Consider the following 11,620-nt stretch of genomic DNA (forward strand, 5'->3'; position numbering starts at 1 on the left):
GAGGCGCATGGTCTTCACGCTGCATCGCTCAGCCATCGTCGAGTCGATCGGGCTGTCGGTGTCGACCAAGACGCTCGTCGGCAAACACCCGGCCGAAGGCGCCCATCTCGTGCGCATGCTGCGCGGCATCGTGGAAGGCCTGGCGGCTGAAGTGCCCGCCTAGCGGCGGGTGGGCTTGGCGCGCTTGCGGTTTGCCGACGGCGCCGGCGGCTCCACGGAATCCAGGAAGCGTTCGAACGCCTTGGTGACCTCCGCATGTGCGGTCTTGACGCCGACGCCCTCCTCGAGGTTGAGGAACTTCGGTAGTCCCGAAATCAACAACAGCAGCGCCGACAACGACAGATCGCCGCCCAACCGCACGTTCTTACCGAACTTCGCCGTCAGCGCCTTCAACTGCACCTTACGCACGCTCTCGGTGGCCGCGGCGATCTCGGCCCGAATCGACTTGCGATGGTTGCCCAGCGCCATGAACTCCGTCATCAGCGCACCGGTGGCCTCGTCCCAGCTGTACTCCCACAGCGCCCGCAGCGGATCATCGGCGCGCTTCTCCAACGTCTTGTTGAGAAAGTCGAGGTTGCGTGCGGAGTAGCGCCGGATCGCGGCGATGAAGATGTCGTCGAGGGTGGGAAAGTAGTACTGCACCAGGCTCGGTGCGACGCCCGCTTTGGTGGCCAGGGCGCGGTACGTGACGCTGGGGTAGCCCTCGTCGAGCATCATCTTCTCGACGCAATCCAGCAGTGCGTCCCGCGTCTTCGATGTCTCGGCACCCACGCGGCGCGCAGATGAGGCCATGGTCTCCTCAGTTCTATCGACTGCAAACATTCTGACACTCCACCGGCGCTGTACGCCCGTATGGTGTCAGTTTTCACGGTTGACGGCCCGAACAAGCCGGTATCGTTCAGGCGCATCCTCCCTCGGATGCGGAGGTTCACATGGCGAAGACCGGTGCGGCACGCCCACTACGCGGCCGACGTGAGGAATGCGCGGCCCTGGACCGCCTGATATCGACCGTCCGTTCCGGCCAGAGCCAGGTTCTGGTGTTGCGCGGCGAAGCGGGCGTCGGCAAGAGCGCGCTGCTGGACTTTGTCGCCGATAACGCGGCGGGCTTCCGCGTCCTGCGGACCGCAGGCGTGGAATCGGAGATGGAACTCGCCTTCGCCGGGCTGCAACAGCTCTGCGCCCCGCTGGCGGACCACAGCGATGCGCTGCCCGCCCCGCAACACGCGGCGGTCGACACCGCGTTCGGCCGCAGCGCGGGTCCCGCGCCCGACCGCTTCCTCGTCGGCTTGGCGGTGTTGAGCCTGCTGGCCTCCGCCGCCCGGGATCAGCCGTTGATTTGCCTGGTCGACGACGCGCAGTGGTTGGACCGGGTCTCGATACAGACCCTGGCGTTCGTCGCCCGCCGGTTGTTGGCTGAGCCGGTCGCGCTGATCTTCGCGGCGCGTGAGGGCAGCGCCGACGAGTTGAACGGCCTGCCCACTCTGCCGGTGGGCGGGCTGCGACCTGACGATGCCCGCGTACTGCTGGAGTCGGTCGTCCCGGGCCGCCTGGACGAGCGGGTGCGTGACCGCATCGTCGCCGAAACGCGCGGTAACCCGCTCGCCCTGCTCGAGCTGCCGCGCGACCTGACGGTCGCGGAACTGGCGGGCGGCTTCGGACGTCCTGACGCGCGGCCCTTGGTCAACAAGATCGAGCAGACCTTCCTGCGGCGTATCGAGGACCTCCCGCCCCAGACGCAGCGCCTGCTGCTGATCGCGGCGGCCGAACCTGTCGGTGACGCGGTGCTGTTGATGGGGGCCGCGCAACGGCTCGGGGTATCCCTCGACGCGGGCGTAGCCGCACAAGCCGCCGGCCTGATCGACATCGGCACCTCGGTGCGGTTCCGGCATCCGCTGGTGCGCTCCGCCTCCTACCGCGCCGCGGACCCACAGCAACGCAAGGCCGTTCATCAGGCGCTGGCCGAAGCGACCGACCCCGCAGCCGACCCCGACCGTCGCGCGTGGCACCTCGCCAACGCTGCGTCAGGACCGGACGAAGAGGTAGCAGCCGAACTCGAACGGTCCGCGGACCGCGCCCAGGCCCGAGGTGGAATCGCAGCAGCCGCAGCGTTTCTCGAACGTGCGACGGAGCTGACCATGGACCCGGCCCGCCGCGGTGCCCGCGCGCTGGCCGCCGCACAGGCCAGGCGCGACGCCGCGGACCTCGACGGCGCCGACCACCTGATTGCCGTCGCGCAGGACACGCCGCTGGACGCGCTGCAGCGCGCTCGGCTGGCGCGGCTGCAAGCCCAGATCGACTTCGCTAGGAGCCGCGGCGGCCAGACATCGATGTCGATCTCCGAGACGGCGGTGGGCCTGCTGATGGCGGCCAAAGGACTCGAGACGCTCGACGCCGGGCTGGCCCGTGAGACATACCTGGAAGCCATGGGCGCGGCGATGCACGGCAGCAGGCTCTGCCCGCTCGGCGGCGCGGTGGAGGTGGCCCAGCCGGCACGACTGGCACCGCCGGGCCCGCAGCCGCCACGGCCGATCGACCTGCTGCTCGATGGCCTGTCGGCGAGGGTGGCCGACGGCTACGCGGCCAGCGTGGCGACGCTGCGCAACGCGGTGACGCTACTGCACGAGGAGGTCAACCGCGGCGCACCCGAGCTGTTGGACTGGCTGTGGTTGGCGTTTCCGGTCGCACAGGAATCGGCCGTGCACGAGCTCTGGGATGACGACATGTGGCACCGACTGGCCACCGACGCCGTGCGGCTTGCCCGCGATACCGGGACGCTGGCTGTGCTTCCGTCCGCCCTTGCCTATCGCGCGGGCGTGCACGTGCTGGCCGGTGAATTCACCACGGCAGCAACCCTTCTTGAAGAGACAGCATCGATCACCGCCTCAACCGGCTACGCGCCGCTGAGGTATCACGCCTTGTCGTTGCAGGCGTGGCGGGGTGCCGCAACCGCCGCGGGAGTTCTGGAATCGGCCGCGGCGGAGGCCACCGCCAGGGGAGAGGGCCGAGTGCACGGGTATACCGGGTACCTCGCCGCGGTCCTCTACAACGGGCTGGGCCGATACGAGGAAGCATTCGCGAATGCGCGGCGCGCGTGTGAGTTCGATGATCTCGGCTTCTACGGATGGTGTCTTTTGGAGCTCATCGAAGCCGCGGTGCACACCGGCGAGCGAGAAGCCGCCGCGGCGGCGCTCGAGCAGCTCGAGGAGCGCGCGGGCGGCAGCGGAACCGATTGGGGTCTGGGCAGCGTGGCGAGCGGACAGGCGCTGCTGTCCGACGATGACCGGGCCGACGCCCTTTTCGCCAAGGCCATCGCGCACCTGGAGCGCACCCGCGTCACCGTGTTCGCCGCCCGCGCACACCTGCGGTATGGCGAATGGCTTCGCCGCATGAACCGGCGCGTCGACGCGCGCACGCAGCTCAACGCCGCCCACGAGATGTTCACCCGGATGGGTGCGGAGGCATTCGCCGAACGCACCCGACGGGAACTGGCCGCCACCGGTGAGAAAGCGCGTAAGAAGACCGGTAGCTCCGGTGAGCAGCTGACCGCCCAAGAGGCCCAGATCGCGCGGCTGGCCGGTGCGGGGCTGACCAACCAGGAGATCGGCGCGCAGCTGTTCATCAGCACGCACACCGTCGAATGGCACCTACGCAAGGTGTTCGTCAAGCTCGGAATCACCTCGCGGCGACAGCTGCGCAAGATCTCGTGGGCGAGTTAGCCCCGCACACGACTACGGACTTTCAAGGGTTCGCCGTCGCGCCCGTGCCCGCCAGGCTGCGCTTATGGACGTATACGAAGCGGTGCGCACCAGGCGGGCGGTGCGCGGATTCCTTGACCGTCCCGTACCGAAAGAACTCCTGGATCGCGTGCTGACCGCGGCCGCCGGGGCGCCGTCTGGGTCCAACCTTCAACCGTGGCACATCTACGTCGTCACCGGCGCGCCGCTATGTCAGCTCAAGAAGCTGGCGACCCAACGGGTGAGTGCCGGCGATGCCTGGGATGAGCGGGAATTCGAGATGTACCCGCGCGATTTGAAGTCGCCTTACCGCGAGCGGCGATCCCAGTTCGGGCGGGAGCGCTACAGCGCGCTGGGCATCGAGCGCGAGGACTGGGAAGCGCGTCAACGCGCGGCGATCGCCAACTGGGACTGCTTCGGCGCACCGGTGGCCCTGTTCTGCTACATCGACCGCGACCTGGGCCGGCCCCAGTGGGCCGACGTCGGCATGTACCTGCAGACCGTCATGTTGCTGCTGCGTGCGGAAGGGCTACACAGCTGCCCGCAGATGGCGTGGTCGCAAGTCCACAAAACCGTCGCGGACATCGTGTCGCCACCGGAGAACCTGATGCTGTTCTGCGGCGTGTCGATTGGATACGAGGACCCCACCGTTGAGTACGTCCGCCATGCCAGGGTGCCGATCGCCGAGACCGTCACCTACCTGAAGGCCACCGTTCGCCGACCCGACGAGAACCTGGCCGCACGGTTCGCCAGGGAGACCGAACCGCTCCTCGACGTGCTGTCCCGCGCTGCGCGCCGACTGACCCGCAGCCACGCCGACGCCGACGATCTCCTGCAGGACACCCTGTTGCACGCCTATTCGGGCTTTCACACCTTCCAGGAGGGCAGCAACCTTCGGGCATGGCTGTTCCGGATCCTCTACAACCGGTGGGTCAGCACTCATCGTCGCAAACAGAGCCGACCGGTCGAGGTTTCGGTCGCCACGTTCACCGAACACGACATCGTTCAACGCTCCGCGGAGGACGAAGTGTTGGATACGTTGCCCGCCAACGACATCAAGACGGCCATGGACGCGCTGCCGCAAAGCTTCAAAGAAGCGATCTACTACGCCGACATCCAGGGCTACACCTACGCCGAAACCGCCAAATTGCTGAACGTCCCGATGGGCACCGTGATGTCGCGGGTGTCACGGGGACGCCACCGGCTGCGCACCGCGTTGGCCCCCGCCTGAGAAAGGGAACACAATGGAACTCACCAATCACACAGCGCTGATCACCGGCGGCACCGCAGGCATCGGATTGTCTTGCGCGCGGCTGATGGCGGGCGAAGGTGCCTCGGTCATCATCACCGGCAGAGACCGCAAGCGCGGTACGGCTGCGGCTGACGAGATCGGTGCCCGCTTCATCCAGGCCGACCTTTCGGATCTGGACTCGGTGAAAGAACTTGTGCGCCAAGCAGGAGACGTCGACATCCTGGTCAACAACGCAGCCAGCTTCCCCGGCGCTGCCACGATCGAACAAGATGTCGACTCGTTCGAGAAGACGTTTGACACCAACGTGCGTGGCACCTACTTTCTGGCCGCCGGTCTGGTGCCGGGCATGGTCGAGCGCGGGTTCGGCTGCATCGTCAACGTCACCAGCATGGTCGCCTCCAAGGGCGTTCCCGGCGCATCCACCTACAGCGCCTCCAAGGCCGCGGTGGAGTCGCTGACCCGCACCTGGGCCGCCGAGTTCGGCCGGTATGGCATCCGCGTCAACAGCGTCGCGCCCGGGCCCACCAAAACCGAAGGTGTAGCGGCGGTGTGGGGCGACACCAACGAGGAACTCGGTCGCGCACTTCCGTTGGGCCGCACCGCAGATCCCGAGGAGATCGCCGACGCGGTGCTTTTCCTCGCCTCGCCTCGCGCCAGCTTCATCACCGGATCCACGCTGCACGCCGACGGCGGCGGCAGTGCTATTTGAAACCGATTTGAAGGAGACGAGAACCGATGTCCAAAAAATACGACGCGGCGTGGGAAACCGCGCTCACGGTGGTGCAGGAAGCCGAGCCGCCGTTCATCCCGCAAGATGCGCACACCATGACCGTCGTCGTCGAGTACCCGCCGGGCAGCGCGGGCGCCCCGCCGCACCGGCACCCGAGCGGACCGGCCTTCGGCTACCTGCTCGAAGGCGAGATGCTGTTCGAACTCGAAGGTGCACCGCCGCGAGTGATCAAGGCCGGCGAAGCGTTCTGGGAACCCGGCGGCGAGGTCATCCACTACTCGGACGCCAACAACCGCGACGACATCAAGGTCCGGTTCGTCGTCACCATGCTCTGCAAGCCGGATCAACCGATGCTGGTTCTCGTCGACGACGACGACCTCGCCGCACGCCGGCACCTGCGCGTCGGACCGAGTTGACCGGCCGACCCGACAGCATCCGACGATGAGTTTGGCGCGCTGAGCCGGTCAGAACCTGTATGAGACGTACCGGAGAGGCACCGATGACCAAACCGACCGCGTTGCCGCCCGTCGTCGACCACGACACCTGGCGGGCGGCGCTCGACGAGCTGCGCGTGCGGGAGAAGGCCGCGACCCGTGAGCTCGACGCCATCGCCGCCCAGCGCCGGCGGCTGCCCATGGTGAAAATGCCCGACTACACGTTGATCGGCGAACACGGACCGGTGCGGCTGGCCGACGTGTTCGAGGGGCGGTCGCAGCTGATCGTCTACCACCACATGTGGACCGACGGCGCGGAGTGGCAGTGCGGCGGTTGCACCGGCTTCACGTCCCAGTTCACCCGGTTGGGCTTCCTCGACAACTACGACGCCCGTTTCGTCATCGTCACCAACGGACCGATCGAGGAGGCGCTGGCCTACCGCGACAAGGTGGTGAATCGGATGGACTGGTACTCGTCGTCGCAGAGTTCGTTCGGCGCCGACGTCGACGCGCCGCCCGGCGGCGGCTTCGCGGTCAACGTGTTCCTACGCGCGACGGGTCCGTCGGGCGAGGAGGCGGTGTATCGCACGTGGCACACCAACGGCCGCGGCACCGAACAGCTCAGCCACACCTTCGCGCTCATCGACCTGCTGCCGTGGGGGCGTCAGGAACAGTGGCAGGACTCACCCGACGGCTGGCCACAAGGCCCGGCGTATGCGGGCTGGATGGACTCACCCGACATCGCCGCGGCGTACGGCTAGGACGAGCGCGACAGGAATTCCACCAGCAGCTCGGTCATGTTCGGAATCGCCTGGCGCGCAATGACTTCATAGCCGTGGGTGCTCAGCGTCGGCAGACACAGCAGCCCGGCGCGCGGCGTGAGCCCGATGCTCTTGGCATGCGAGGCGTCGGATTCGAACGCGCCGAGCACCGCCGCCTGCGGCGACAGTCCCAGGTCCAGCCCGATGCCCATCAACGCGTCGGCGACATCCTTGTCGTAGACACACTGCGCGTCGCTGTACCCCACGATCGGACCGCCGCGCACCGAGGTGTCGTACTCGGCTTCCGTCGGCCCCACCTCCAGCGCCAGGGTGAGATCGCCGGGCAGGGTCCGACTGGCGTAGGAGCCGCCCACCCCGCCGATCTCTTCGCTGGTGGTGAACACCAGGTACACGTCGTGGGCGGGGCGGCGGTCGTGGATCACGCGCGCCGTCTCCAGCAGCGCGGTCACCGGGGCGCGGTCGTCTAGGAAGTAGCTGCCGAGGTAGCCGTCGCCGACGTCGACCAGCGTGCGCTTGCTGCGGTCGATACACACCCGGGTTCCCGGCTGCACCCCGGCGTCGGTCAACTCCTCTGGGGTATGCCCGGTGAAGACGTAGACGTGCATCCAGTCCAGCGACTTGTCGCCCTGGTCGGGTTTGGTCTCCCAGATCCGTTGGCTTTCCTTGGTGGTGTGCTCCGAACCCAACGTCAGCACGCCGCACACCGTCTGGCGGTCACCGAGCAGCATGACCGGGCCGAGCCCGAAGTTTCCCGGATACATCGTGCCCAACGGCGTCAGGTGCAGGGTGCCGTCGCTCTCGACCCGTTTGACCAGCATCGACAGCTCGTCCATATGGGCCATGACGCGGGTGGCGCGCCCGTCGTCGCGGCTTTCGCCGCGGACCTGCCCGATCAGGTTCCCGGCCGGATCCACCCACAACTCATCGACGTACGATTCGAGCTCGCGGCGGCAGATATCGCGCACCGCCCGCTCCTGCCCGCACGGCCCGTAGGCCCACAGCAGTTCTTGCAGCAGGTCACGGCGTAATTGATATTGATCGGTCACCGGCCATGAGTAACCGCATAACGGCGTCGGGAAAACCCGGGCCCTACTGGATCGGCGGATGCGGGAACGGCGGCGGCGCCGGAACGCACAAGCCGGTGCTGACGTCGAGCGCCTTGCCCGGCACGCAGAACGGCGCGCAACCGTAGATCACGCCGGTCTCACCCGGCGCGCAGCCGACGTTGCCGGGCTGGGCCACGGCGACGGCCGGAATGAAGGGGGTGACCGCCAGGGCAGCCGTGAAAAGCGCCGCGGACACCGACCGTCGCAGGGAAACCATGTTCGGCAGTGTATGCCGCAGGTCAGGTCCCGCAGAAGGTTTGGTACCTGCCGAAGTCCTCCGGCGCCGGTTCGGCGTAGCGCGCCAGGTCCGGCCGTTCGTCGTAGGGCGCGGTGACGGCGGTCAACAGCTGCTGCAACGGGTGCAGATCGCCGTCGGTGGCCGCGGTCAGGGCTTCCTCGACGAGGTGGTTGCGCGGGATGTAGATCGGGTTGACCCGGTCCATCAGCTCGGGGTCCGGGTGCAGCGCGCGCCAGCGGCTCACCCAGTCGTCGAATGCCGCCAGGTCGAGAAATAGTCCGCGCGCGGGCTCGGTGTCGCCGCGCGCGGCCCGGCCCAGCTGCCGGAAGAACGAGGTGAAGTCGACGTGGCTGGCCGCGAGCTGTTCGAGCAACTCGTTCATCAGCGGCGCCTGCTGCGCCGGGTCGCCGGTGAGCCCGATCTTGGCCTGCATGCCGCTGGTCAACGCCTGGCCGAACCGCACGCTGAACCCTTCGAGCCGGTCCTGGGCGATGGTGATCGCCTGCTCCTGGTCGTCGGCGAACAGCGGCAGCAGCGTTTCGGCGAACCGGGCGAGGTTCCAGCCCGCGATCGTCGGCTGGTTGCCGTAGGCGTAGCGGCCCCACGAGTCGATCGAGCTGAACACCGTCTCGGGGTCGTAGGCCTCCATGAACGCGCAGGGCCCGTAGTCGATGGTCTCGCCGGAGATCGTGGTGTTGTCGGTGTTCATCACGCCGTGCACGAACCCGACGAGCATCCACTGCGCGACCAACGCGGCCTGCACCCCGATCACCGCGTCGAAAAGCGCGACGTAGGGGTTGTCGGCGTCGGCCGCGGCGGGGTGGTGGCGCGCAATGGCGTGGTCGGCGAGGCGGCGCAACAACTCGGCGTCGCCCGTCGTCGCGGCATACTGAAAAGTGCCGACCCGCAGGTGGCTGCGCGCCACCCGGGCCAGCACGGCACCCGGCAACAGCGTCTCGCGGGTGACCGTGCGCCCGGTCGCGACGACGGCCAGCGACCGGGTGGTCGGAATTCCGAGGGCGTGCATCGCCTCGCTGATCACGTATTCGCGCAGCATTGGGCCGACGGCGGCCAGCCCGTCGCCGCCGCGGGCGAACGGGGTGGCCCCCGAGCCCTTGAGATGCAGGTCGCGCAGCTCACCCTCGGTGGTGGTGAGCTCACCGACCAGCAGCGCGCGCCCGTCGCCGAGCCGCGGGACGAAGCCGCCGAACTGGTGGCCCGCATAGGCCTGGGCCACCGGCGCGGCGCCGTCGGGCACCAGGGTGCCGGTGAGGAACCGCAGGCCGTCGGGGCCGCGCAGCCAGTCGGCATCGAGGCGGAGGTCGGCGGCCAACGCCTCGTTGAGTACGAGCAGGCGCGGATCGGGTGCCTCCTCGGCCCGCCAGCCGACGGTTAGCTCCGGGAATTCACGGGCGAAGCGGTCTCCGACGGAGATGGTCAAGGGTGCGGCGCTCACTACACCAAGGGTACGGAGACCGCGCTGGTCTGTATGGTGAGGCTTCCTAGCAAGCGCAGACGGTGGTCGTCGTGACCTGCCGCGCAGCGGGAAGTAATCGTCGGATCGAGGAGCAACCCGGTGACGCTGAACACCATCGCGCTCGAGCTCGTGGCCCCCAATGTGGACCGCGGCCGTGAGCAGGCGCTGGAGGATGCCGACAAGGTGCTGCGGTACTCCGAGCAGAGCGGCCTAGCCGGCCGGATCGGGCACGTGATGATCCCCGGCATGATCGAAGAGGACGACGATCGGCCCGTCGAGATGAAGCCGAAGATGGACGTCCTGGACTTCTGGTCGGTGATCCGACCCGAGCTGGCCGGCGTCAAGGGGTTGTGCACGCAGGTCACCTCCTTCATGGACGAGCCGACGCTGCGCCGACGGCTGACTTCGTTGTCCGGTGCCGGGTTCGAGGGCATCGCGTTTGTCGGGGTGCCGCGCACGATGGCCGACGGCGAGGGCTCCGGCGTCGCGCCGACGGATGCGCTCGCGATGTTCGACGAGGTGGTGCCCAATCGCGGGGGGATTCTCATCCCGACCCGCGAAGGTGAGCAGGGCCGGTTCGAGTTCAAGTGCGACCGGGGCGCGACGTACGGCATGACGCAGCTGCTGTACTCCGATGCGATCGTCGGGTTCCTCCGCGAGTTCGCCGCGGCGACCGATCATCGGCCCGAGATCCTGCTGTCGTTCGGGTTCGTCCCGAAGATGGAGAGCAAGGTCGGGCTGATCCATTGGCTGATCCAGGATCCGGGCAACCCCGCGGTGGCCGAGGAGCAGGAGTTCGTCAAGCGGTTGGCCGGCACCGATCCGACCGAGAAGCGCAAGCTGATGGTCGACCTGTACAGGCGGGTCATCGATGGCGTCGCCGACCTCGGTTTTCCGCTGTCCATCCACCTCGAGGCCACCTACGGGGTGTCGGCTCCGGCGTTCGAGACGTTCGCGGAGATGCTCGCGTACTGGGCGCCGGACGCCACCTGAGGGTCCCGACCCGTCGTCACGACGCCTGGCGAGTCGGCATGATCGTCAGCTGTTGCAGGTTCACCCGCGCCGGCTGCGCCACCAGGAAGCCGATCGCCTCGGCGACGTCGGCGGGATCCAGCCACTCGATCTGATCCCGGGTGCCGTCCAGCCACTCCTGCGCGCCCGCATCGGTGACATGGCCCTGCAACTCGGTCTCGACGATGCCGGGCTCGACGGCCGAGACCCGCACGTTCTTGGCGCCGAGTTCGGCGCGCAGCGTGCGCGACATGTGCGTCACGAACGCCTTGGTGCCCGAGTACACCGCGAAGTGCGGGAACAGGTTCTGTGCGGCGATGGACGACGTGTTGATCAGATCGGCGACGCCCTTGTCGGCGGCGGAGGCCACCAGCTGCGGGACGAACGCGCCGATCGCGTTCGTCAACCCGGTGATGTTCAGGTCGATCTGCTGCTGCCACTGGTCGAAACGCTGCTCGTCGATCGGGGCGGGCAGCATGACGCCGGCGTTGTTGAACAGCACGCCGGCCGGGCCCCACTCGGCTTCCACCCGCTGCGCGGCGGCGCGCACCGCGTCGGCGTCGGTGACATCCACCGGCAGCGCGAGTGCGGTGCCGCCCGCCGCACCGATCTCCGCGGCGAGCTTCTCCAGCCGGTCGGCCCGGCGGGCGAGCAGCGCCACCCTGGCGCCCGAGGCGGCGAGCCGCTTGGCGGTGGCCGCGCCGATGCCGCTCGAGGCGCCGGTGATGACGGCGACGCGGCCGGACAGGGGATGGCTGGTGCTCGGGGTTGTCTTGGTCATGGCGATTCCTTTCATCGGTGGCGGCGGTGCTGCCGCACATCCGAGACAACACCGCCGAACAGCCCGCTGAGCGGC

At 68.2% G+C, this 11,620-nt stretch carries 12 protein-coding genes and 1 pseudogene; 8 read left to right on the forward strand and 5 right to left on the reverse strand.

Features of this window, described 5'->3' with window-relative positions:
- Positions 1-7 precede the first annotated feature (7 nt).
- A complete protein-coding gene (locus ABQE44_RS12485; RefSeq protein WP_448430050.1) occupies positions 8-163 on the forward strand; it encodes a hypothetical protein in 156 nt (51 codons plus the stop codon).
- Here ABQE44_RS12485 and ABQE44_RS12490 read toward each other — a convergent pair.
- A complete protein-coding gene (locus tag ABQE44_RS12490; RefSeq protein ID WP_448430052.1) occupies positions 160-792 on the reverse strand; it encodes a TetR/AcrR family transcriptional regulator in 633 nt (210 codons plus the stop codon). The two genes, ABQE44_RS12485 and ABQE44_RS12490, sit on opposite strands and share 4 nt — an antisense overlap.
- Before the next feature lie 140 nt (positions 793-932).
- Between ABQE44_RS12490 and ABQE44_RS12495 the strand changes: the two genes are divergently transcribed.
- The 6 genes and pseudogenes from ABQE44_RS12495 to ABQE44_RS12520 all read left to right on the forward strand — a co-directional run bounded on the left by ABQE44_RS12495 (position 933) and on the right by ABQE44_RS12520 (position 6,911).
- Positions 933-3,716, forward strand: a complete 2,784-nt coding sequence (locus ABQE44_RS12495) for a helix-turn-helix transcriptional regulator (protein ID WP_448430054.1) — start codon at positions 933-935, stop codon at positions 3,714-3,716.
- Between the two features lie 64 nt (positions 3,717-3,780).
- A pseudogene (locus ABQE44_RS12500) lies at positions 3,781-4,437 on the forward strand (nitroreductase); the annotation flags it as partial.
- A gap of 72 nt (positions 4,438-4,509) precedes the next feature.
- Positions 4,510-4,965, forward strand: coding sequence for a sigma-70 family RNA polymerase sigma factor (locus tag ABQE44_RS12505; RefSeq protein ID WP_448430220.1), 456 nt, complete (start codon positions 4,510-4,512; stop codon positions 4,963-4,965).
- A 13-nt stretch (positions 4,966-4,978) separates the two neighbouring features.
- The gene (locus ABQE44_RS12510) at positions 4,979-5,695 is read left to right on the forward strand and encodes an SDR family NAD(P)-dependent oxidoreductase (protein WP_448391664.1); all 717 of its coding nucleotides are present in this window, start codon (positions 4,979-4,981) and stop codon (positions 5,693-5,695) included.
- 26 nt (positions 5,696-5,721) lie between these two features.
- Positions 5,722-6,132 (forward strand): cupin domain-containing protein, encoded by a 411-nt coding sequence (locus ABQE44_RS12515; RefSeq protein ID WP_448391665.1) that lies wholly within the window; start codon positions 5,722-5,724, stop codon positions 6,130-6,132.
- An 83-nt stretch (positions 6,133-6,215) separates the two neighbouring features.
- Complete coding sequence (locus tag ABQE44_RS12520) at positions 6,216-6,911, forward strand: DUF899 domain-containing protein (RefSeq protein ID WP_448391666.1); 696 nt, start codon at positions 6,216-6,218, stop codon at positions 6,909-6,911.
- Here ABQE44_RS12520 and ABQE44_RS12525 read toward each other — a convergent pair.
- The 3 genes from ABQE44_RS12525 to ABQE44_RS12535 are packed head-to-tail and all read right to left on the reverse strand — an operon-like array spanning position 6,908 to position 9,732.
- Positions 6,908-7,978: a M42 family metallopeptidase gene (locus ABQE44_RS12525; RefSeq protein WP_448391667.1), complete on the reverse strand. Its 1,071-nt coding sequence runs from the start codon at positions 7,976-7,978 to the stop codon at positions 6,908-6,910. The two genes, ABQE44_RS12520 and ABQE44_RS12525, sit on opposite strands and share 4 nt — an antisense overlap.
- Positions 7,979-8,021: 43 nt before the next feature.
- On the reverse strand, positions 8,022-8,255 hold the full coding sequence (locus ABQE44_RS12530; RefSeq protein ID WP_448391668.1) for a hypothetical protein: 234 nt from the start codon (positions 8,253-8,255) through the stop codon (positions 8,022-8,024).
- A 22-nt stretch (positions 8,256-8,277) separates the two neighbouring features.
- A complete protein-coding gene (locus ABQE44_RS12535; RefSeq protein ID WP_448391669.1) occupies positions 8,278-9,732 on the reverse strand; it encodes a protein adenylyltransferase SelO in 1,455 nt (484 codons plus the stop codon).
- Positions 9,733-9,852: 120 nt separating this feature from the next.
- Here ABQE44_RS12535 and ABQE44_RS12540 point away from each other — a divergent pair, with 120 nt between their 5' ends.
- Entirely contained in the window at positions 9,853-10,746 is an 894-nt protein-coding gene (locus ABQE44_RS12540) for a mycobacterial-type methylenetetrahydrofolate reductase (protein WP_448430056.1), read from the forward strand.
- 16 nt (positions 10,747-10,762) lie between these two features.
- On the opposite strand, the gene ABQE44_RS12545 is transcribed toward ABQE44_RS12540, so the two are convergent.
- The gene (locus ABQE44_RS12545; RefSeq protein ID WP_448391671.1) at positions 10,763-11,545 is read right to left on the reverse strand and encodes an SDR family oxidoreductase; all 783 of its coding nucleotides are present in this window, start codon (positions 11,543-11,545) and stop codon (positions 10,763-10,765) included.
- Between the last annotated feature and the right edge of the window lie 75 nt (positions 11,546-11,620).

It is taken from the genome of Mycolicibacterium sp. XJ2546 (genome assembly GCF_053483195.1).

Coding starts and splice junctions, on each gene's coding strand:
- ABQE44_RS12530 (WP_448391668.1), bottom strand. CDS start 8,255: ATGGTTTCCCTGCGACGGTCGGTGTCCGCGGCGCTTTTCACGGCTGCC.
- ABQE44_RS12490 (WP_448430052.1), bottom strand. CDS start 792: ATGGCCTCATCTGCGCGCCGCGTGGGTGCCGAGACATCGAAGACGCGG.
- ABQE44_RS12545 (WP_448391671.1), bottom strand. CDS start 11,545: ATGACCAAGACAACCCCGAGCACCAGCCATCCCCTGTCCGGCCGCGTC.
- ABQE44_RS12510 (WP_448391664.1), top strand. CDS start 4,979: ATGGAACTCACCAATCACACAGCGCTGATCACCGGCGGCACCGCAGGC.
- ABQE44_RS12485 (WP_448430050.1), top strand. CDS start 8: ATGGTCTTCACGCTGCATCGCTCAGCCATCGTCGAGTCGATCGGGCTG.
- ABQE44_RS12515 (WP_448391665.1), top strand. CDS start 5,722: ATGTCCAAAAAATACGACGCGGCGTGGGAAACCGCGCTCACGGTGGTG.
- ABQE44_RS12495 (WP_448430054.1), top strand. CDS start 933: ATGGCGAAGACCGGTGCGGCACGCCCACTACGCGGCCGACGTGAGGAA.
- ABQE44_RS12520 (WP_448391666.1), top strand. CDS start 6,216: ATGACCAAACCGACCGCGTTGCCGCCCGTCGTCGACCACGACACCTGG.